This is a genomic window from Azorhizophilus paspali (genome assembly GCF_043587585.2).
Lineage (GTDB): Bacteria > Pseudomonadota > Gammaproteobacteria > Pseudomonadales > Pseudomonadaceae > Azotobacter > Azotobacter paspali.
In genome coordinates, this window is sequence record NZ_CP171449.1 from 1,321,326 (window position 1) to 1,341,754 (window position 20,429).

The 20,429-nt window shown below is 65.5% G+C and carries 19 protein-coding genes; 6 read left to right on the forward strand and 13 right to left on the reverse strand.

Annotated elements, in window-relative coordinates; genetic code table 11:
- Positions 1–23: 23 nt before the first annotated feature.
- From ACGI6K_RS06495 to minC, 5 genes are all read right to left on the reverse strand, one after another.
- Positions 24–1,313 carry a M18 family aminopeptidase gene (locus ACGI6K_RS06495; RefSeq protein WP_376943914.1) on the reverse strand — a complete coding sequence of 430 codons (1,290 nt, stop codon included), beginning with the start codon at positions 1,311–1,313 and terminating at the stop codon, positions 24–26.
- A 78-nt stretch (positions 1,314–1,391) separates the two neighbouring features.
- On the reverse strand, positions 1,392–2,027 hold the full coding sequence (locus ACGI6K_RS06500; protein WP_376943912.1) for an RluA family pseudouridine synthase: 636 nt from the start codon (positions 2,025–2,027) through the stop codon (positions 1,392–1,394).
- A 100-nt stretch (positions 2,028–2,127) separates the two neighbouring features.
- Positions 2,128–2,382, reverse strand: coding sequence for a cell division topological specificity factor MinE (gene minE / locus ACGI6K_RS06505; protein WP_376943910.1), 255 nt, complete (start codon positions 2,380–2,382; stop codon positions 2,128–2,130).
- Positions 2,379–3,194, reverse strand: coding sequence for a septum site-determining protein MinD (minD, locus tag ACGI6K_RS06510; RefSeq protein WP_376943908.1), 816 nt, complete (start codon positions 3,192–3,194; stop codon positions 2,379–2,381). The genes minE and minD overlap by 4 nt, the downstream gene beginning before the upstream one ends.
- 98 nt (positions 3,195–3,292) lie before the next feature.
- Positions 3,293–4,042, reverse strand: a complete 750-nt coding sequence (minC, locus tag ACGI6K_RS06515; protein ID WP_376943906.1) for a septum site-determining protein MinC — start codon at positions 4,040–4,042, stop codon at positions 3,293–3,295.
- Positions 4,043–4,274: 232 nt separating this feature from the next.
- Here minC and ACGI6K_RS06520 point away from each other — a divergent pair, with 232 nt between their 5' ends.
- Positions 4,275–5,195, forward strand: a complete 921-nt coding sequence (locus tag ACGI6K_RS06520) for a lipid A biosynthesis lauroyl acyltransferase (protein ID WP_376943904.1) — start codon at positions 4,275–4,277, stop codon at positions 5,193–5,195.
- Between the two features lie 13 nt (positions 5,196–5,208).
- Here ACGI6K_RS06520 and ACGI6K_RS06525 read toward each other — a convergent pair whose 3' ends face one another.
- Positions 5,209–5,982 carry an MlaA family lipoprotein gene (locus tag ACGI6K_RS06525; RefSeq protein ID WP_376943902.1) on the reverse strand — a complete coding sequence of 258 codons (774 nt, stop codon included), beginning with the start codon at positions 5,980–5,982 and terminating at the stop codon, positions 5,209–5,211.
- A complete protein-coding gene (locus tag ACGI6K_RS06530; protein ID WP_376943900.1) occupies positions 5,975–7,273 on the reverse strand; it encodes a serine/threonine protein kinase in 1,299 nt (432 codons plus the stop codon). Before ACGI6K_RS06530 ends, ACGI6K_RS06525 begins: the two co-directional genes overlap by 8 nt.
- A gap of 147 nt (positions 7,274–7,420) precedes the next feature.
- On the opposite strand from ACGI6K_RS06530, the gene ACGI6K_RS06535 reads away from it, so the two are divergent.
- Positions 7,421–7,777, forward strand: a complete 357-nt coding sequence (locus tag ACGI6K_RS06535) for a hypothetical protein (protein WP_376943898.1) — start codon at positions 7,421–7,423, stop codon at positions 7,775–7,777.
- On the opposite strand, the gene ACGI6K_RS06540 is transcribed toward ACGI6K_RS06535, so the two are convergent.
- Positions 7,757–9,358: a beta (1-6) glucans synthase gene (locus ACGI6K_RS06540; protein WP_376943896.1), complete on the reverse strand. Its 1,602-nt coding sequence runs from the start codon at positions 9,356–9,358 to the stop codon at positions 7,757–7,759. The genes ACGI6K_RS06535 and ACGI6K_RS06540 overlap by 21 nt on opposite strands.
- Before the next feature lie 64 nt (positions 9,359–9,422).
- Complete coding sequence (locus tag ACGI6K_RS06545; protein WP_376943894.1) at positions 9,423–9,647, reverse strand: DUF2061 domain-containing protein; 225 nt, start codon at positions 9,645–9,647, stop codon at positions 9,423–9,425.
- 293 nt (positions 9,648–9,940) lie between these two features.
- Here ACGI6K_RS06545 and ACGI6K_RS06550 point away from each other — a divergent pair, with 293 nt between their 5' ends.
- The 4 genes from ACGI6K_RS06550 (at position 9,941) to ACGI6K_RS06565 (ending at position 13,715) form a co-directional block, all read left to right on the forward strand.
- Positions 9,941–10,255, forward strand: a complete 315-nt coding sequence (locus ACGI6K_RS06550) for a DUF485 domain-containing protein (protein WP_376943892.1) — start codon at positions 9,941–9,943, stop codon at positions 10,253–10,255.
- Positions 10,252–11,910, forward strand: coding sequence for a cation acetate symporter (locus tag ACGI6K_RS06555; protein WP_376943890.1), 1,659 nt, complete (start codon positions 10,252–10,254; stop codon positions 11,908–11,910). The genes ACGI6K_RS06550 and ACGI6K_RS06555 overlap by 4 nt, the downstream gene beginning before the upstream one ends.
- Positions 11,911–12,043: 133 nt before the next feature.
- Positions 12,044–13,342 carry a hemolysin family protein gene (locus ACGI6K_RS06560; protein ID WP_376943888.1) on the forward strand — a complete coding sequence of 433 codons (1,299 nt, stop codon included), beginning with the start codon at positions 12,044–12,046 and terminating at the stop codon, positions 13,340–13,342.
- Positions 13,343–13,355: 13 nt separating this feature from the next.
- Positions 13,356–13,715 carry a DUF2784 domain-containing protein gene (locus ACGI6K_RS06565; protein ID WP_376943886.1) on the forward strand — a complete coding sequence of 120 codons (360 nt, stop codon included), beginning with the start codon at positions 13,356–13,358 and terminating at the stop codon, positions 13,713–13,715.
- Positions 13,716–13,723: 8 nt separating this feature from the next.
- On the opposite strand, the gene ACGI6K_RS06570 is transcribed toward ACGI6K_RS06565, so the two are convergent.
- The 4 genes from ACGI6K_RS06570 to ngg form a co-directional block, all read right to left on the reverse strand.
- Complete coding sequence (locus ACGI6K_RS06570; RefSeq protein ID WP_061288872.1) at positions 13,724–13,951, reverse strand: YheU family protein; 228 nt, start codon at positions 13,949–13,951, stop codon at positions 13,724–13,726.
- Between the two features lie 33 nt (positions 13,952–13,984).
- Positions 13,985–16,735, reverse strand: a complete 2,751-nt coding sequence (locus ACGI6K_RS06575) for a hybrid sensor histidine kinase/response regulator (protein ID WP_376943883.1) — start codon at positions 16,733–16,735, stop codon at positions 13,985–13,987.
- Between the two features lie 597 nt (positions 16,736–17,332).
- Positions 17,333–18,523 (reverse strand): osmoprotectant NAGGN system M42 family peptidase, encoded by a 1,191-nt coding sequence (locus ACGI6K_RS06580; RefSeq protein ID WP_376943881.1) that lies wholly within the window; start codon positions 18,521–18,523, stop codon positions 17,333–17,335.
- A gap of 166 nt (positions 18,524–18,689) precedes the next feature.
- On the reverse strand, positions 18,690–20,429 hold the full coding sequence (gene ngg / locus ACGI6K_RS06585) for an N-acetylglutaminylglutamine synthetase (protein WP_376943879.1): 1,740 nt from the start codon (positions 20,427–20,429) through the stop codon (positions 18,690–18,692).

Genomic DNA, 20,429 nt, shown 5'->3' on the forward strand with positions numbered 1-20,429 from the left:
CGGCCGTTCTGGTCGGGGCGGCCTCAGGGCAGTAGTGGACTCGAATAGAAGGCGGTCAGGACCTTCACCAGATGCGTGAGGTCATGGCTGCCGGCCAGTTCGCGGATGGAATGCATGGCGAAGGTCGGCAGGCCGATATCGACGGTGCGCATGCCGAGCCGGCTGGCGGTGATGGGGCCGATGGTCGAGCCGCAACCCATGTCGCTGCGCACCACGAAGCTCTGTACCGGCACCTCGACGTCGAAACACAGATGGCGGAAGAAACCGGCGGTCTCGCTGTTGGTCGCGTAGCGCTGGTTGCTGTTGACCTTGATCACCGGACCGGCGTTGAGCTTGGGGCCGTGGTTGGCGTCGTGGCGGTCGGCATAGTTGGGGTGCACGCCGTGGGCGTTGTCCGCGGAAACCAGCAGCGATTGTTGCATGATCCGCACGAAAGCGTCGCCATCCGGCAGCAGGCGGCCGAGCACCTGTTCGAGGAAGGGGCCGTCGGCGCCACAGGTGGAGCAGGAGCCGATTTCCTCGTGGTCGGTGCAGACCAGCACGCAGCTTTCCCTGTCGCCAGCGGCGAGCAGGGCCTGTAGGCCGGCATAGCAGGACAGCAGGTTGTCGAGACGGGCGCCGGCGATGAAGTCCTGGTTCAGGCCGATCAGTGCCGCACCCTGGGTGTCGTAGAAACAGAGTTCGAAATCCAGCACCACATCGGCGTTGATCTCGTGCTCGCGCTGCAGTTGCTCGGCCAGCAGGGCACGAAAGTCGCCGCGTTCGTCGCCGGCGACCTGCGCGAGGATAGGCGGCAGTTCGTTCTGCGCGTTGATCGCCCAGCCTTGGTTGGCTTCGCGGTTGAGGTGGATCGCCAGGTTGGGAATGATGGCGATCGGCTGCTTGAAGTCAATCAGTTGGCTCTCGACGCGTCCGGCGCGGCGGAAAGTGACCCGTCCGGCCAGCGACAGGTCGCGGTCGAACCAGGGGGCGAGCAGGGCGCCGCCATAGACTTCCACGCCGAGTTGCCAGAAGCCTTGGCGATTCAGCTCGGGCTGTGGCTTGACGCGCAGACAGGGGCTATCAGTGTGGGCGCCGACCAGCCGCAGGCCACCCTCGAGCGGTGAGCGCCGGCCGAGCTGGATGGCGATGAGCGAGGAGTCGTTGCGGGTGACGTAATAGCGTCCGCCGGACTGGGTCGGCCAGGGTTCGCGTTCGTCGAGGCGCTGGTAGCCGGCCGATTCGAGGCGCTGGGCCAGGCTGGCGCAGGCGTGGAACGGGGTGGGGGAGGCCTTGAGGAAGTCGATCAGGCCCTGATTGAGTTCTGTACGCATAGTGGACTCCGGACAGCGTTGCAGCAAAGTGTATCGAAAAGAGCGGCAGGCTGCAGTCGAGTGTCCGGCGCGGCGGATTCAGAACGGTGCGGGGCTCTCGAAGCGCAGGCGCTCGCCGCTTCGCGGGTGGCCGAGGACCAGCAGGCTGGCGTGCAGGCACAGGCGTTCGGCGGCGGCCAGAGCTTCGCCGTGGGCATAGAGACGATCGCCCAGCAATGGGTGGCCGATGGCGAGCATGTGTACGCGCAGTTGGTGGGAGCGGCCGGTGATCGGGGTCAGTTCGATGCGGCTGAAACGGTTGCAGCGTTCCAGCACCCTCCAGAAGGTCAGGGCGTGGCGACCCTGTTGCTGATCGACCACATGGCGTGGCTTAGTTGGTGGGTCATAGCGCAGCGGCAGCTCGATGCGTCCGCTGTCGGCTTCGGGTTCGCCCCAGCAAAGCGCGGTGTAGGTCTTCTCGGTTTCCCGGTCGTGGAACTGGCGGGACAGTTCGCGGTGGCTGTCGGCGTCGCGGGCCAATACGATCAGGCCGGAGGTTTCCCAGTCGAGGCGATGCACGATGCGGGCTTCGGGATAGCCGTTCTCCTGCAGGCGGGTGACCAGGCAGTCCCGGTTGTCTTCGGCGCGGCCCGGCACAGAGAGCAGCAGAGTGGGTTTGTTGACTACCAGCAGGGCGTCGTCCCGATGGATAATTTCGATGTTCGACAGGGGCATGAAGATGTCCGGAAACGACGACGGCGACCGTCAAGCTTCGCGAAAGCGGTTGCGCTTCCACTCGGCCTGCCGGGCCGCCGTCGCTGCGGGGGCGAATCGCTTAGCGATCCGGCAGGGTGACGTTAAGCTCCAGGATCGAGCAGTTGTCCTGGTTTTCGAGGACCACCTGCACCTGATCGTTATCTATGTTGACGTACTTGCGGATCACTTCGATCAGCTCCTTCTGCAGGTCCGGCAGATAGTCCGGGGCGCTGCGCTGGCCGCGCTCGTGGGCGACGATGATCTGCAGCCGCTCTTTCGCGATGGACGCCGAGGTCTGTTTCTTGCGTTCGCGAAAGAAGTCGAAAATGTTCATTCGCGGCCTCCGAACAAGCGTTGCAGGAATCCCTTCTTGTGCGCATCGAGGAAGCGGTGCGGCGTCTCCTTGCCCAGCAGGCGCTCCACGGCGTCGCTGTAGGCTTGTCCCGCGTCGCTCTGTTCGTCGAGAATCACCGGGATGCCCTGGTTGGAGGCCTTGAGGACCGACTGGGATTCGGGAATGACCCCGAGCAGGCGGATAGCGAGGATCTCCTCGACGTCTTCCACGCCGAGCATCTCGCCCTTGTTCACGCGGTCGGGGCTGTAGCGGGTCAGCAGCAGGTGTTCCTTGATCGGCTCCTCGCCGTTCTCGGCGCGGCGCGACTTGCTGGCGAGCAGGCCGAGCATGCGGTCGGAGTCGCGTACCGAGGACACCTCGGGGTTAGTCACCACGATCGCCTCGTCGGCGAAGTACATGGCCAGGTGCGCACCCTTTTCGATCCCCGCCGGCGAGTCGCAGATGATGTACTCGAAGGATCCGCGCAACTCGTCCATCACCCGGCCCACGCCCTCGGCGCTCAGGGCTTCCTTGTCGCGGGTCTGGCTGGCCGCCAGCACGTAGAGGTTTTCCAGGCGCTTGTCCTTGATCAGGGCCTGGCCGAGCGTGGCGTCGCCCTGGATGACGTTGACGAAGTCGTATACGACCCGGCGTTCGCAGCCCATGACCAGGTCGAGGTTACGCAGACCTACGTCGAAATCGACGACGACGGTCTTGTGCCCGCGCAGGGCGAGGCCGGTACCGATGGCGGCGCTGGTAGTGGTTTTGCCGACGCCACCCTTGCCGGAAGTGACTACGAGGATCTTGGCCAAGGTTATTCACCCAAATTGAAGAAGAATGGGAGCGTTGAGCCGTGCGGGTGGTTTGGGAATCCAGTCCGTTAAAGCCCCTGGAAACGCGCGAGTATCCGTTAAAGACGAGTGATGTTCAACACATCGCCTGCCAGGTAAATGTGCACGGCCTCGCCCCAGTTCGGATCGTGCCGGAGGTCTTCGGCCACCTTGTAGTGGCCGGCGATGGAGATCAGCTCGGCGGCCAGCATGCGGCAGAAAATCCGCGCCTGGCTGTTGCCTTTGATACCGGCTAGGACCCGGCCCCGCATCGGAGCGTATACATGGATGTTGCCATCGGCGAGTAGTTCCGCGCCGGCGCTGACCGGGGCCAGGACTAGCAGATCGCCTCCCGGCGCGTAGATCTGCTGGCCGCCGCGTACCGGAACGTTGACCACCCGCGTTGGACGTATCGCCGGTTCGGCCGGCTTCTCGGGCTTTCTGGCCGAGGTCGGCGTGGCGGCCACGGTGCCGGGCACGATCGGCCGCTCCCGTGCGCTGGAGGGCGGTAGGACCGGCAGATCGAGCGCCTGGGCGGCGGCGATGTGTTCGGCCAAGCTGGCGCGGATCGCCAGGGTGCGCAGGCCGTGGCGCTGGCAAATCGCCAGCATGGCGCGCAGGTCGAGTTCTTGCGCGCCGGACTGGATCTTGTCCAGAGCCAAGACCAACGGCGTGTTCTGGAAGAAATTGGGGGCCTGCGCCACCTTTTCGCTCAATTGGTGGTCGAGACGGGCCAGGTCGTTGTATGCCAGTTCCAGCACGGTGATGGCGAGCATGCTGCCCTTGAGCTGGAACACGGGGGCTGGGTCGAGGAGGTCGGCTTGGCTCATGATCTACCCATTGCAATGAATGGCGGTCTTATAACGGGAAACGCCGCGTCAGGCTAGCCGGGTCGGGGAAAACCATTCCATGGGCCGACGATACGCCGTCTGGAGCACCCGTGGCGAGTTGCCGCAGGGGCTGGCGATGCCCTAAGAGCGATCCGCACGGTTCCCGTCGCGTCGCGCTAGTGACCGGCGTTTTCCCCTAGAATGCCGGCTTTTGCCGTTTTCGGGGCCGTCAATGGATCGTCCGCACTTTCGTGCCCATTTTCTCCATCCGCGTTTCTGGGGGCTCTGGCTGGCGCTGGGGCTGTTCTGGCTGGTCGCTCAATTGCCTTATGCCTGGCTGCTGCAGCTCGGCCGCTGGCTGGGTGCGTTGACCTATCGCCTGGCCGGTTCGCGCCGGCGCATCGCCCGGCGCAATCTGGAACTGTGTTTTCCCGAGTTGTCCGCCAACGAGCGAGAACGCCTGCTCAGGAAAAACTTCGCCTCGATGGGCATCGCCTTCTTCGAGATGGCCATCAGTTGGTGGTGGCCACGCCGGCGCCTGGCCCGGCTGGCGCACGTCGAGGGTCTCGAACACCTGCAGTGGGCTCAGGCCGAGGGCCGGGGCGTCATCCTCATGGCCCTGCATTTCACCACCCTGGAGATCGGCGCCGCCCTGCTCGGCCAGCGGCAAACCATCGACGGCATGTACCGGGAACACGACAACCCGGTCTTCGATTATGTCCAGCGATGTGGTCGCGAACGGCACAATGCCGATGCCACGGCCATCGAGCGCGAGGATATCCGCGCCATGCTCAAGGTGCTGCGCGCCGGACGTGCCATCTGGTACGCGCCGGACCAGGACTATGGGCGCAAGCAGAGCATCTTCGTGCCGCTGTTCGGCATCCCGGCGGCGACCGTGACAGCGACGACCAAGTTCGCCCGTCTGGGCAAGGCGCTGGTGATGCCCTTCATCCAGACCCGCCTAGCCGACGGTTCCGGCTACCGGCTGACGGTCCACCCGCCGCTGGAGGATTTTCCTGGGGAGAGCGAGGAGGCCGACTGCCTGCGCATCAACCGCTGGGTCGAGCAGGCGGTGCGCCGGCAGCCCGAGCAATACCTGTGGGCGCACCGGCGCTTCAAGAGCCGCCCGGACGGCGAACCGGGCCTCTACTGACGAGCGGCGGTCGCTATTCCTCGATCTGCAACTGGCGGGCTCGGGTGTAGACGTAGCGGATCTTGTTGTATTCGAACGGCGAGTTGAGCTGACCGTAGCGGAAGGGGATGCTGTCGCGCTTGTCGACGGCTTTCAGCGCAAAGATTTCCGGGTGGTCGTCGCTGGCCGTGGCGACGTTCAGGTAGTCGATTCGGTTGGCGGCCAGGAAATCCGCCAGTTGGCCGACTGCGTCGCGCAGGTTGGACGGCCCGAGGACTGGCAACATCAGATAGGAACCGGCGGGCACGCCGTAGACGCCGAGGGTCTGGCCGAAGTCCTCGCCCTGCCGGGGCAGGCCCATACGGCTGGCCGGGTCCCACAGGCCGGCGACGCCCAGCGTGGTGTTGAGCAGCAGACGGGCGCTGGTATCGAGGGCACGCCGGCCGCGCAGTTGCAGCAGGCTGTTGAGCAGGCTGGGGATTTCGGCGAGGTTGGCGAAGAAATTGCGCACGCCGCTGCGCACGACGCCCGGGGTGACGGCGCGATAGCCGCGCACTGCGGGCAGCAGCACCCATTCGTCGAAGCGGTAATTGAAGTGATAGACCCGCCGGTTCCAGCGCTCCCAGGGATCGCGGACGTCGAGGATGGCGAGGCTGGCGCGCTCGAATTCGTGCTGTTCGTGGCCGCTGTTGAACTGCAGGTGCTCCAGTGGACGCTTGAAACCGTCTGCATCGGCCGCCGGCTCGGCGGCCTGGGCCAGGCTGCCGAGAAGTAGCGCGGCGACGAGGGGCCAGAGCCGTTCAATCACGGAAGAACTCCAGTATGGCCTGGCTGTTGACCCGGTAATTGAAGTTGCCGCAATGCCCGCCGAACGGGTAGAGCGTCAGGCGTTCGCCGAGGGTGCGGCGCAGGAAGGCGAGATCGCCGGGGCCGAGGATGAGATCGTCGGCGTTGTGCATCGCGGCGATCTTGCGGCTGCCGGCCAAGTATTCCCGCAGGGCTTGGAGGCCGATCTGCCCGACCAGTTGGGACAAGCTGCTGCCGTTGTGGCCTCGGCGCCATTGGGGGATCAACTGCTCGTTCAGGTAGCAGCCGAAATTGCACTGCAGGGCGCGGATGAAGAAGGGGGCGAGCGGGGTGTCCTCCTCCACTGGATAGTCCGGCGGGGTGATCAGCCCGCGACGGTTGATGAGGTCCGAGGTGTAGGCGATATCGGCGGCGGCGAAACGGAACACCGAACCGATCAGCATGGCCATTTCTTCGTCCGTCAGGCGTTCCTTCGACTGCTGCAGATCGTACAGCAGGGCTTCGTTGAGATCGATGTGGCCACGCTGCTGGAAGTAGCGGGTCAGCTTGCCGAGGATCAGTTCGTAGAAGGTCAGGTTGCCGGTGATGCCTGGCACGTCGGTCTGCACCAGGCGGTCGAGGTTGCGGATCGAGTCGTAGGGGTTGACCGGCGGATTGAGCAGCAGCACGCGCTTGAAAGCGAAGCGCCGGCGGGTCTCGTCCAGTTGGCTGACGAAGGCCGCGTGGAGGGCACCGAGGCTGTAGCCGATCAGGTGGTAGGCGGTGACCGGCAGGTCCGCCTGCTGCGCCTGCACCGCCTCCATGACCCTGTACAGGTCGTCGGCATCCTCGCGGCTGAGGCCGGGCGTGGCCGTGCGCGAGGCGGCGGCCATGAAGTCGTAGCTGGTCGGCGAGGACAGTTGCACCACATGGAAACCGGCGCCGTAGAACAGCCGCTTCAGGTATTCGGTGTGACTGCTGGCGTAGTGCGCGCCGGTGCCGGAGATGATGAAGATCAGCGGCGCGGCATGCGCCTGTCGGGCTAGGCGGTAGCGTAGGTCGCGCACTTGGCGCAGGCTGCCGGGCAGCGCGAACGGACGGGCGGGATGCAGCGACAGGCTGTAGTCGCGCTGATCGATCTCGCTGTCGGGCGGCAAGTCGGGGCGCAATTCCGGTGGCGTGGTGACGATGGTCGCCTCGAAGGGATTGTGCAACGGAAAGCCGTAACTCGCCGGATCGATGTCGGCCGCCGGCAGGCGACTACAGAGCAGCAGGCCGCCGAGCAGAACGGCGATGGATGGCAGGCGGGGCATGCGGGATCCAACCTCTTGGGTGAGCGGGCCATAAGAGTGCTTGTAATGCAGGTATGGCCCCGATGGAACCCCTTCGTACCGGGTACGGCACTTGCTTCCGGGGCATTGCTGGTTATGCTGGCGGGCATTTGCCCTCGGAGATCCCCCATGTCCTCGCGCCTGCCTTTGATGCTCCTGCTGCTGTTCCTGTCGTTCTGGTTAGCGGCCAGCTATGGGGTGCGCTTCGCCCTGATGGAGGACAGCCAGTGGGTCGGTCTGTGCGTCGAGCAGGCCCAGCGCTGGGAATGTCAATTGCGCTCCGGCCTGGGGCTGATGATTCATTTCCGTCTGCTGGCCTGGGGCGCCCTGGCGGTGGCGGTAGTCGGTTTCCTGCTGCCCGGACGCGCCGGCTGGCGGCTGGCGCTCGCCGGATTGTGTCTGGGGGTTCCGGCCCTGGTGCTCTATACCGCCAGCCTGGCGGTATTCGCCGTAGTCATCGCCGGACTACGCCTGGTTCGCCGCTGAGGCGGTCTGCGCGGCCGAGGTCGTCGCGGCGCTCCCGCGCAGCAGCAGGCTGCGGCCGAGGGCGACCGCCAGCAGCAGACTGACCAGGGCCCAGCCGAGCGCCTGCCGGTTGAGCAGTGTCTCCTGATACAACTGCGGGAGGATGCCGGCCCCGATCAGCGCTAGCAACAGGGCGATCTCCCGGCGCGGGCCGGGCACCGGGCGGCAGCCGTAGAGCAGCGCGGGCAGTAGCAGGGCGGCGCTCGGGAAGCTGCGGTAGCGGGCATCGAACACCAGCGCGAGCATCATCACCGCTCCGGCGAAACCGGCGGCGGCCAGCCACCAACCGCCGCGCGCGTCCAGCCAGGCGAATAGCCGGGCCCGGAAGCCCTCGCGGGCCGACAGCAGCAGTACGCCGTGGAGCAGCACCACCAGGTTCAAGCCGATCAGCAGAGCGGCCCATAGCCACTCACCGGGATAGCGGCTGGTGACCCGCGCCAGTTCGCCCCACAAGCCGATGCAGGCGCCGCCGAGCGCGGCCAGCGACGGCAGCAGCAGAGCCGCGGCGGTGGAGGTCGGACGGCCGGCGACGAGCAGCGCAACGGCCATGATCAGCCCGCCGACGCCTAACCAGGCTGGCCAATGTGGCAAGTTGGAGACCGGTCCGGCAAGGATGTGCTTGTCTTCGCGGTCGGCGTCCAGTAGTCCCCAGTAGCCGCCCATCGCACCTTCGCTCTGGCGCTTCCAGGGCTGGTCGAACGCCTCGATCAGGTTGTAGCGCCAGCCGTGCTGCTCGGCCATGGCGACGAAGCCGCGGATGAACAGAGCCTGATTGACCCGGCTGGGCAGGGCGGTTTCCCGCTGGCGACCCTCGCTGGGCCAGCCGGTCTCGCCGATCAGGATGTCCTTGGGCGCGAAGCGCTGGCCGAATTCCTGGCGGACGCGGGCGACCTGGGCGAGCGCCTTGTCGATTCCGCTCGGGTCGTTTTCCCAGTAGGGCAGCAGGTGGATAGTCAAGAAGTCCACTGCCGGGGCGACTTCCGGGTGCTTCAGCCAAAACTCCCAGACGTCGGCGTAGGTGACCGGCTGCGGAATACTGCGTTTCACCCGTTCGATCTGCGCGGCCAGGTAAGTGGCGGTGACTTCCTTGCGCAGCAGGGTCTCGTTGCCGACGATCGCCGCCTCGACGATATCCGGGTTGGCCCTGGCCGCCTTGATCAACAGCGCGATTTCGGCCTCGGTCTCCAGCGGATCGGGGTTCACCCAGGCGCCCAGCATCAGCTTCAGGCCGTGCTTGCGGGCCAGGGCGGGAAGTGCCTCCATGCCAGTCATGGAGTAGGTGCGCACGCACTGGAAGCGTTCGGCGAGCAGCGCCAGATCCGCGTCCATGCGCGCCTCGCGCAGCACGAACGGCTTGTCGAAGGGCGACTGGTCCTTGTCGAACGGACTGTAGGACACGCATTGCAATTTGTGCGTGGGACCGACTACGTCGGTCAGCACGACCGGTTGGCCGATGCTGTACCAGAAGCCGCTCAGGGCCAGCAGGGCGAAAAGGGTAGCGAACAGATAGGGCAGTAGCGGAAAGCGCGGGGTGGCGGGCATGGTTCGAGATCATCTGGCGGCCGAGCCGCCATCTTAACCGCTTCCGCCCGCGCGTCGCACGGTCTCAGGCGTGGCGGTGCCGCCAACTGTGCTGCGAGGCTTCGGCCGTCTTGTCGCTGTTCCTGTCCAGGCGCTGCCAGATCCTTTTATGCACGTAGAAGACCTGCGCGTTGCACAGGGGCTCGATCACCGCCACCAGTCCACCCGTCGCGACGCTGCCGGTCAGCGCGTAGGCGATGCCGAAGGCAATGCAGAAGTGCATCAGCGTGAAGGTCAGGGTCTTGAGCATGCCACACCTCGCAGGGGGCTTTCCTCGATGGGTTCGAGATAACGACCGGATGGATAGTGCAAAGATGATCGCTTTGCATGGTGTCGATAGGTGTCGTCAATTTCTGGCGCGTCCCCCGGCCGGTGGCCTCCGTCGAATGGCCCGTACGACTTCGGAAGCGGGCGCCGGGAAGTCTTTCCGGGCCGGTTTTCGGGTTGGGTGGCGACTGGCTAAGACTAAGGTCGTTTGTTGTGCGTTCACGGGCGATCTAGAGTGTGCCTACCCCGCAATCCCGTGTGAGGATAATAAGACAAATGAACGACGACGGTATCTACAAGCGGATCGAACAAAATCCACGTTTCCGAGAGCTGGTGGCAAGGCGCGAGCGGTTCGCCTGGCTGCTTTCCGCCATCATCCTGGGCCTGTACTTCGCCTACATCCTGATCATCGCTTTCGTGCCGCAAGTCTTGGGTACCAAGCTCGGTTCCGACTCGGTGATTACCCTGGGCATGCCCGTCGGTGTCGGCCTGATCCTTCTCGCCTTCGGACTCACCGGTATCTACACCTGGCGCGCCAACGGCGAATTCGATCGCCTGAATCAGGAACTGCTCGACGAGGTGCAGAAATGATGAAGCGTTTTCTGACCGCTGCCGCCCTGCTGGCAGCTTCCCCGATGCTGCTGGCGGGCGAAGCCCTGACCGGCGAAGTGCAGAAGCAGGCGACCAACTGGACCGCGATCATCATGTTCGTGGTGTTCATCATCGGCACCATGGGCATCACCAAGTGGGCCGCCAAGCGCAACACCTCCACCGCCGACTATTACACCGCCGGTGGTAGCATCACCGGCTTCCAGAACGGCCTGGCGATTGCCGGCGACTACATGTCCGCCGCGTCCTTCCTGGGGATTTCCGCCCTGGTGTTCACCTCCGGCTACGATGGCCTGATCTACTCGATCGGCTTCCTGGTCGGCTGGCCGGTGATCCTCTTCCTGATGGCCGAACGCCTGCGCAACCTCGGGAAGTTCACCTTCTCCGATGTGGCCTCGTATCGCCTCGGGCAGACGCCGATCCGCATCCTGTCTGCCTTCGGCTCGCTGATCGTGGTGGCCTTCTACCTGATCGCCCAGATGGTCGGTGCCGGCAAGCTGATCCAGTTGCTGTTCGGCCTTGACTACCTGGTCGCCGTGGTTCTGGTGGGCATGCTGATGGTCTGCTACGTGCTGTTCGGCGGCATGCTGGCCACCACCTGGGTGCAGATTATCAAGGCGTGCCTGCTGCTCTCCGGCGCTTCCTTCATGGCCATCATGGTGATGAAGCACGTCGGCTTCGACTTCAGCACCCTGTTCACCGAGGCCGTGAAGATCCATGCCAAAGGCGATGCCATCATGAGCCCCGGCGGTCTGGTTTCCGACCCGATCTCCGCAATCTCCCTGGGCCTGGCCCTGATGTTCGGCACCGCCGGTCTGCCGCACATCTTGATGCGCTTCTTCACCGTGAGTGATGCCAAGGAAGCCCGCAAGAGCGTGTTCTACGCCACCGGCTTCATCGGTTACTTCTACATTCTGACCTTCATCATCGGCTTCGGGGCCATCCTGCTGGTCGGTACCGATGCGTCCTTCAAAGATGCCGGCGGCGCCATCATCGGCGGCACCAACATGGTGGCCATCCACCTGGCCAACGCCGTCGGCGGCAACCTGTTCCTCGGCTTCATCTCCGCCGTGGCCTTCGCGACCATCCTGGCGGTGGTCGCCGGCCTGACCCTCGCTGGCGCATCAGCCGTGTCCCACGACCTATACGCCTGCGTGATCAAACAGGGCAAGGCCAAGGAAGAGGAAGAGATGCGCGTGACCAAGATCACCACCCTCTCCCTCGGTGTGGTGGCGATCCTGCTCGGCATCATCTTCGAGAAGCAGAACATCGCCTTCATGGTGGGCCTGGCCTTCTCCGTCGCCGCGAGCTGCAACTTCCCGGTCCTGTTCCTCTCCATGTACTGGAAGGACCTGACCACCCGTGGCGCGCTGATCGGTGGCGCTCTGGGCTTGGGAACCGCGCTGCTGCTGACCATCCTCAGCCCGACCGTGTGGGTCGACGTGCTGCACAACAAAGCGGCGATCTTCCCCTACTCCTACCCGGCACTGTTCTCCATGATCGTGGCTTTCGTAGGTGTCTGGTTCTTCTCGATCACCGACAAGTCGAAGTCTGCCGCAGCGGAGCGCGAACGCTTCCTGCCGCAATTCGTTCGTTCGCAAACCGGCCTGGGAGCCAGCGGCGCAGTCGCCCACTGATCCTCTTCGGTAACATGGGAAAGGCAGCCTTCGGGCTGCTTTTTCATTTCCGGAACAGGGCCGGACGGATCTGTAGTGCTAAGGTAGTCGTGACAACGGGCCATCCAGGCGAAGCCGTGGGGGAGGGAGAGGGATGGAGGCGGGCCTGCTCCTGCTGCTGATCGCGCTCAACGGCGTGTTCGCGATGGCGGAGATCGCCGTGGTTTCCTCGCGCAAGGCCCGCCTGCAAAGGCTGGCCGATGAGCAGCGGCACGGGGCGCTGGTCGCCCTGGCGCTGCAGGAGGACCTTTCGCGCTTTCTATCCACCATCCAGGTCGGCATCACTACCGTGGGCGTTCTCAGTGGCGCACTCGGCGAAACCCTGCTGGCCCGGCCGCTGACGCAGCGGATCGCCGAACTGCCGGCGCTGGCGCCTTATGCCGAAGCCATCGCCTTGATCCTCACCGTGGCGGCGATCACCTATCTGTCCGTGGTGGTCGGCGAACTGCTGCCCAAACGCCTAGCCCTGCTCGCGCCGGAAACCATCGCCAGCGTGCTCGCACCGGCAATGCAACGTCTGGCGCAGATTGCCGCGCCGCTGGTATGGCTGCTGTCGTATTCCTGCAATCTGTTGCTGCGCCTGATCGGCATCGGACGTCGCGACGAACCGCCGATCACCGACGAGGAGATCCAGGTGCTGATGGAGCAGGGGGCCGAGGCCGGGGTTTTCCACGAGAGCGAGCAAGCGTTCGTGGCCAATGTCCTGCACCTGGACGAGCAGCCGGTCGGCGCGATCATGTCGCCCCGCCAGCAGGTCTACGCCATCGATCTGGACGATCCCCGGGAGGAGCAGCTCAGGCGGCTCGCCGAGAGCCCCTATACCCGTGTCCTGGTATGCCGGGGCGGCCTGCATCGGCTGGTCGGTGTACTGCATCGCGGCGATCTGCTCAAGCCGGCCCTGCAGGGGCAGCCGATCGATCTGCAGCGGAGCGTTCAGCCGCCGTTCTATGTGGAGGAAAGTGCGAGCAGTACCGGCCTGCTGGAGGATTTCCGCAGAACGCGCAACGAGTTCGCGGTGGTCGTCGACGCATTCGACGACCTGCAAGGTATCGTCACCCTCAGGGACGTGCTCACCGCGATCGTCGGCGAGATTCCCGATGCACTGCACGACGGCGAACCGGTGATCGTGCGCCGCGAGGACGGTTCCTGGCTAGTCGACGGTGGCATGGGTATCGAGCAGTTGAAAACCGCGCTGGACATCGACGCGGCGTTTCCGGGCGAGGCGGATAACGCCTATCGCACGCTCGCCGGTCTGGTCATGCATTGCCTGCAGCGCGTGCCGAGCGTTTCCGATCACTTCGAGCTCGACGGCTGGCGCTTCGAAGTGGTCGACATGGACCGTACGCGCATCGACAAAGTGCTGGTGATGTGCCCGAGCGCGCCGCCGGCCTGAGCGGGAAGCCCGCATGTCGTACCGGTTGGCCGCAGGCGCGCTGCTGGTGATGCACCTGCTGTTCATCTTCTTCGTGCTGTTCGGCGGCCTGCTGTCGCTGCGCCGGCGCGCCTTGGCCGTACTGCACCTGCCGGCGCTGGCCTGGGGCGCGGCGACCGAGTTCTTCGGCCTGCCTTGCCCGTTGACCGATTGGGAGAACGCCCTGTTGCGGGCGGCCGGGGAGTCCGGCTATGGCGGCGGTTTCATCGAGAACTATCTGCTGCCGCTGATCTACCCGGCCGGTTTGACGCCCGGCATTCAGCTCTGGCTGGGTGTCCTGGTGCTGCTGGCCAATGCGCCGGTCTACCTCTGGCTGCTATGGCGACGGCGCTGAGCGGTCGCTCAATCCAGCCATTCCTTCGGCACGTCCCGCTTCGCCACCAACTGGCACTGCTGGCTGTCCGGCTCGAAGAGGATCAGTGCCTCGCCGCGCTCCAGCGCTTGCCGGACGCGCAGCACGCGGCTCTCCAGCGGGGTTTCGTCGCCGTTGTCGGTGCCTTCGCGGGTCACGAAGTCCTCGATCAGCCGGGTGAGGGTTTCGGCCTCCAGCAAGTGGTGGGGAATGAGCATAGGTATTCTCCGGGCACGGGCGGGGCGCCCGCCTCAATTGTCGACCAGCGTCCGGATCGACAAATAGCGTTCCACGGTGGCATGCAGCAACTGCTTGTCCACCGGCTTGCCGAGAAAATCGTTCATGCCTACTTCGAGCCCGTACTCCCGGTGCTCGTCTAGCGTATGCGCGGTGAGGGCGATGATCGGCACCGCTGGCCACTTGCGCAGGCGCTCCAGCAGGCGGATCTGCAGGGTGGCCTCGAAGCCGTCCATTTCCGGCATTTCGCAATCCATCAGGATCATCTGGATAGAACTGGGCGCGCGGTGGTATTCGGCTACCGCCTCGGCGCCGTTGCCCGCCAGGCGCACGTTGTAGCCGCGCTTTTTTAGCAGTTCCTGGACCACCAACTGGTTCACCGGATTGTCCTCGGCGATGAGAATGCAGGGTATGTGGCTCTCGCCCGCGTGGTCTTCGATCGGCACCAGCGTATGGCCGGGCTCTATGTGCAGCTCCACCAGCTTCTTGCGCAGCGCCGCGACGCCGACCGGCTGGGGCAGGCCGAGTATGTGCAGGCTGCTGCGGCTGGCCGGCAACTGCCGGCACTGCTCCGGCGGGCAGATCAGCAGCAGCCGCTGGCCGGGCGCCAGGTGCGGATAGAGGGCATCCAGCCAGTGCTCGACGCTGCCCGGCCATGGCGCGATCAGCAGCAACAGCGGCGGCTCGTCGAAGCTGGCCAGTTGTTCGGGCAGTTTCTCCGGAATCCGGCAGCGCTCGGTATTCATACCCCAGCGGCCGAGCAGGCGGCCGATGGCGTCCAGCGCGAAACCGTCCAGCGAGGCGAGCAGCGCGGTGCGTCCGGCCAGCAACTGGAACAGCACGTCGTGCATCTCGCCGCCGCGCTGCAGAGGGAGATTGAACGTGAAGCGGCTGCCCAGGCCCGGAGTGCTTTGCACCTCGATGTGGCCGCCCATCATTTCCACCAGTTCCTTGCTGATCGCCAGGCCCAGGCCGCTGCCGCCGTAGCGGCGGGTGGTACTGGAGTCGCCCTGGCTGAAGGATTCGAAGAGCCGCGTCTGGGCTTCCTGGCGGATGCCGATGCCGCTGTCGCTGACGCCGAAATACAGGTGCTCGGAGCCATCGCTCTTGCGCCGGCGGCTGACGTCAAGGCGTACCTGCCCCTCGGAGGTGAATTTCAGGGCGTTGCTCAACAGGTTGGTCAGCACCTGCTTGAGGCGGGTCGGGTCGCCCTGGATATGGCGCGGCACGCCCTCGTCGAGGCTCATGTGCAGGCGCAGGCGTTTTTCCATGGCCTGGGCGGTGAACAGGTTGAGAGTGTCGGAGAGCATCTCCTCGAGATCGAACTCGATGTGTTCCAGGCTGAGCTTGCCGGATTCGATGCGCGCGTAGTCGAGGATGTCGTTGATCACTGCCATCAGGGTGCTTCCAGAACTGGCGATGGTATCGACGTAGAAGCGCTGGCTGTGGTCCAGGCGGGTTTCCTTGAGCAATTGCAGCATGCCCAGCACGCCGTTGAGCGGGGTGCGGATCTCGTGGCTCATCTTGGCCAGGAAGCGGCTCTTGGCCTGGTTCTGCAGTAGCGCCTCCTCGGCGGCCCGATGCGAGTACAGCCCTTCCCGGCTCAACTGCTGGAAGCGGTCGGCCAGACCGACGGCGAGGATCAGCAGGTTGCTGGCAATGCCTATCTTGGCCAGCATCGTCGCATGCTCGCCGAGCGGGTCCAGGCCCAGCTTGGCGAAGGCCTGGCCTCCCAGCGAAACCAACAGCAGCGCCCAGGCGGTGAGGTGGTAGGCGCCGGAGCGCAGGTTCTTGCGCCACGCATGGGCGCCGCAACTGGGCAACAGCAGGGCGCCGATTAGGGTAGCCAAGTGGGCGAGGGTGGTACAGGTCGACAGGCTGATCGGCGGGGCGGCGAGCAGCACGGCGCCGAGGCCCAGCATCCACAGGCGCAGGATGCGGTCGAGCAGGGGAAAGTACTGCGGGATGTTCAGGAAGTGCCGGGTGAACTGGGTCGCGGTCAGCCAGAAGCTGAAGATCAGCAGCAGTACGGTGATGTACTGCAGGCCGGGCGGCCACTGGAACAGATAGCCATCGAAGCTGAGGGCGAGCAGGATGGAGTTGAGAGTGTAGAGCAGATACCAGCCTTGGCTGGGTTCGCGCAGGAACAGGAAGAGGAACAACTGGCAGCAGAACAGGGCCAGCAGCACGCCGTAGAAGACGCCGTTCAGGCCTTCCTGGCGCTCGTGGGCGGCCAAGGTGGCTCCGCTGGTGCCGAAGTACAGCGGTATGGTGATGGCGCTACTGCTTTTCACCCGCACCAGAAGGGTGCTGGTGCCCGGCGGCAGTTCCAAGGGAAACCAGAGGTTGCGGATCGGTACCGGGCGCATGTCGGGAGGTCGGGTATCGCCGCTCTCCTGCTGCAGTTGCCGGCCGTCCGGGGTCAGCATGGTCAGCCGGACATCGTCGAGCAGCGGACAGTTAACCTCGAGAAAGCCGCCCAGGGACTGGTCGCGGGCGTTCTGCAGGTCAATCCGCAACCACCAGGCTGAGCGGCTCTGGGCGAAGTTGGCCCGGTCGCCCTCGACCGGCCGGAAGGCCGACTCGGGCATCGCCAGCACCTGGGCGGCGTCGAGGTCGGCGTCACGGTCTTCGAAGTAGAGGGTGTACGGTCCGAGGGACAGACGGACTTCCCGGTCGGCCAGTACGGCTGGCTGGACGGCCAGGGCCGACGCGCTACACGACAGTAGCAGCAACAGCGTCCAGACAATGCGCACCGTACCCATTCCACCCATTCCTCCGCCCGGGCGTGTCATCGATCGTTTCCCCGCTTGCGTTGCGCCGGAAATGGGACCAGGCCGGACCTCATTCGGCCATTCGGCAAGGCGCGGCTTGCAGGCAACGGCTATTATTTTGCCAAGGCGCCGCATGGCTTACCCCGGCCGGCCCTCATTCCCGGCGCAACCCGGCCGGTCCCGTCGCAATGGGGGAAACGATCGATGACACGTCCTCTGGCCTTGTCATCTCGTTATCGTACCGGTCGCTTTGCCGCCTGCCGGCGGACCGGGTCATTTTTTGGACAAAGACGACAATGCGGCTCCACCTGTTCCCTTCTCGATTTGGCCCAAAGCATGGGCCGGGAAGGGGCATCGGGCACGGGGCCGCGTTGTCCGTTGCTCCCTGGGAATGACCAAACCGCTCTTCTCATACGATCCTCGGGGAGATGTGGACGCAAAAAGCTCGCCGGGCGTGGGTGCTGCTTATTCCTGTGACGGACAGGAGCCCCGCGACACAGAAAACCTCGATGACGAGCCTGGCTATACGAGTTTCCCGGTTGGGAATTGCGTCTCAAGATGAGACTTTGCCTGGATACGGCGAGCGCTTCAAGCGTCCGGTTCGTGCTTGAGCAGGCTGTCCACGGCGGGAACCCGCGTTTCGCTTTCCATCTGGGCCGCATGTTCCAACTGGCGACTGAAGCGTTTCAAAGAGCCGCTCTGCGGTTTGGCATCGCTGGCGAACACCGGCGGGCTGAGCAGATAGGCACCGATCAGGCGGCTCAGCGCGGCCAGCCCGTCGATATGGGTACGCTCGTAGCCATGGGTGGCGTCGCAGCCGAAGGCCAGTAGAGCGGTGCGGATGTCATGGCCAGCGGTTACCGCCGACTGGGCGTCGCTGTGGTAGTAGCGGAACAGGTCGCGGCGTACGGGGATCGCGTGATGTTCCGCCAGGCGCAGCAGGTGGCGTGTCAGATGGTAGTCGTAGGGGCCGCCGGAGTCCTGCATGGCGACGGTCGCCGCCCGTTCGCAGGACTGCTGGCCGGGAGCGACCGGCGCGATGTCGATGCCGACGAATTCGCTGACGTCCCAAGGCAGTGCCGCCGCCGCGCCGGAGCCGGTTTCCTCTGTGATGGTGAACAGCGGATGGCAGTCGATCGGCGGCTCCTGGCCACTGTCGAGCACGCTCTTCAGCGCGGCGAGCAGGGCGGCGGCACCGGCCTTGTCGTCCAGGTGGCGGGCGCTGATGTGGCCGCTCTCGGTGAACTCCGGCAGCGGATCGAAGGCGACGAAATCGCCTACCGCCACCCCCAGGGCCTGGGTCTCGGCGAGGTTGGCGGTCATGGCGTCGAGGCGCAACTCGATATGATCCCAACTGATCGGCATCTGGTCGACTTGGGTGTTGAAGGTATGTCCGGAAGCCAGTAGCGGCAGCACGCTGCCGCGCAGTACGCCGCGGTCGCTGAACAAGCTGACCCGGCTGCCCTCGGCGAAGCGGCTCGACCAGCAACCCACCGGCGCCAGACCGATGCGGCCGTTGGCGTGGATCTCGCGGACGATGGCGCCGATGGTGTCGAGATGCACCGCGAGCGCCCGGTCCGGACTGTAGCGGCGTCCCTTGAGGGTTGCGCGGATGGTGCCGCGGCGGGTCAGTTCGAAGGGAATGCCGAGTTCCTCCAGTTGTTCGGCGACGTAGCGCACGATGGTGTCGGTGAAGCCGGTCGGGCTGGGGATGGCGAGCATTTCCAGCAGCACGCGCTGCAGGTAGTCGAGATCGGGTTCTGGAAGTGGGCTGGACATGGAGACTCCAAGGGCATGTTCGCGCATGGCGGATGTCTGTTGCATGCAAGTCGCCCGGATACCGCCCGGTGTCGGAGGGCACGAATCGCCGATAGATCCGTCCTGCCCCACGCCGCCGGAGTCCGGCAGGGACTGGCGGCGTGCGGCGCCGGGCGCGGGCGAGGTGTCAGGAGGACGATTTGCTGAGCGGGAACAGCAGATCGACGAAGCGCTCGGCGGTGGGCTGCGGCTCGTGGTTGGCCAGGCCGGCCCGCTCGTTGGCCTCGATGATCACGTAGTCCGGGCGGTCGACCGCCTCCACCAGCAGATCGAGGCCGACCACCGGAATATCCAGGGCGCGGGCGGCGAGCACGGCGGCCTCCATCAGCGCCGGGTGCAGCCGGGCGGTCACGTCCTCCAGGCAGCCGCCGGTGTGCAGGTTGGCGGTGCGCCGTACCGCCAGGCGTTGGCCCTCGGGCAGCACGCTGTCGTAGTCGTGGCCAGCCTGGCGCAGGGCGCGCTCGGTCTCGGCATCCAGCGGAATGCGGCTTTCGCCGCCGCTGGCGGCCTGGCGGCGCCGACTCTGGGCCTCGATCAGCGCGCGGATGCTGGTGCGGCCGTCGCCGATCACTTCGGCGGGATGGCGCAGCGCGGCGGCGACCACCTCGAAGCCGATCACCAGGATGCGCAGGTCCTGCCCGCTATGGAAACTTTCCAGCAGCACTCGGCTGTCGAAGCGGCGAGCCGTCTCTATGGCATGCTCCAGCTCCTCGAGCGTGCCCAGGTCGACGGCTACGCCCTGGCCCTGCTCGCCGTTCACCGGCTTGACCACTAGGCGCCGGTGTTCGGCAAGAAAGGCCGCGTTTTCCTCGCGGCTGCCGGCCAGGCGCTGGGCCGGCATGCGCAGCCCGGCACGGCTCAGCCAGCGGTGGGTCAGTTGCTTGTCCTGGCAGAGGGTCATGCTCACCGCGCTGGTCAGGTCGGACAGCGACTCGCGGCAGCGGATCCGCCGCCCGCCGTGGATCAGGGTGAACAGGCCGGCTTCGGCGTCGTCCACCTGCGCCTCGATGCCGCGGCGGTTGGCCTCGTCGACGATGATCCGCGCATAGGGGTTGAGTTCGGCGGCCGGGCCGGGGCCGAGGAACAATGGTTGGTTGATGCTGTTCTTGCGCTTGACCGCGAAGGTCGGCAATGGGCGGAAACCGAGTTTGGCGTAGAGATTCTTCGCCTGGCGGTTGTCGTGCAGCACCGACAGGTCGAGATAGGCCAATCCGCGGGACATGAAATGCTCGATCAGATGGCGCACCAGGGCTTCGCCGACCCCCGGACGCGTGCAGGCCGGGTCCACGGCCAGGCACCAAAGGCTGCTGCCGTGCTCGGGATCGCCGTAGGCTTCGACGTGGTTGAGGCCCATGGCGCCACCGATCAGCGCCTTGCTGTCGCTGTCCTCGGCCAGCCAGTAGACCGGTCCGCCGTCCTCGCGCGGGGTCAGCCGTGCGGGCTCCACCTGCAGCATGCCGCGGGTCTGGTAGAGGCGGTTGAGTCCATCCCAGTCCGCCTGGCTCTGTACACGGCGAATGGTGAAGCCGCGGAAGGTGCGCCGCGCCGGGCGATAGTCGGAAAACCACAGACGCAAGGTGTCCGAGGGGTCGAGGAACAACTGCTGCGGCGCCTGGGCCAGCACCTGGTGCGGCGCGGCCACGTAGAGCGCGATGTCGCGCTCGCCGGGCCGCTCCCCGAGCAGGTCGTCGGCCAGGCTGGCCGGATCGCGGTAGGTATGCCCGACCAGCAGGCGGCCCCAACCGCAGTGCACGGCCACCGGCAATTGCCGTTCGTTCTGGCCTTCCTCGGCCAGCAGTGCCCGCAGGCGCTCGTAGGAAGGGGGCTGGCCGCGCAGCAGGCGTTGGCCGTAGGCAGAGGTCTTCAT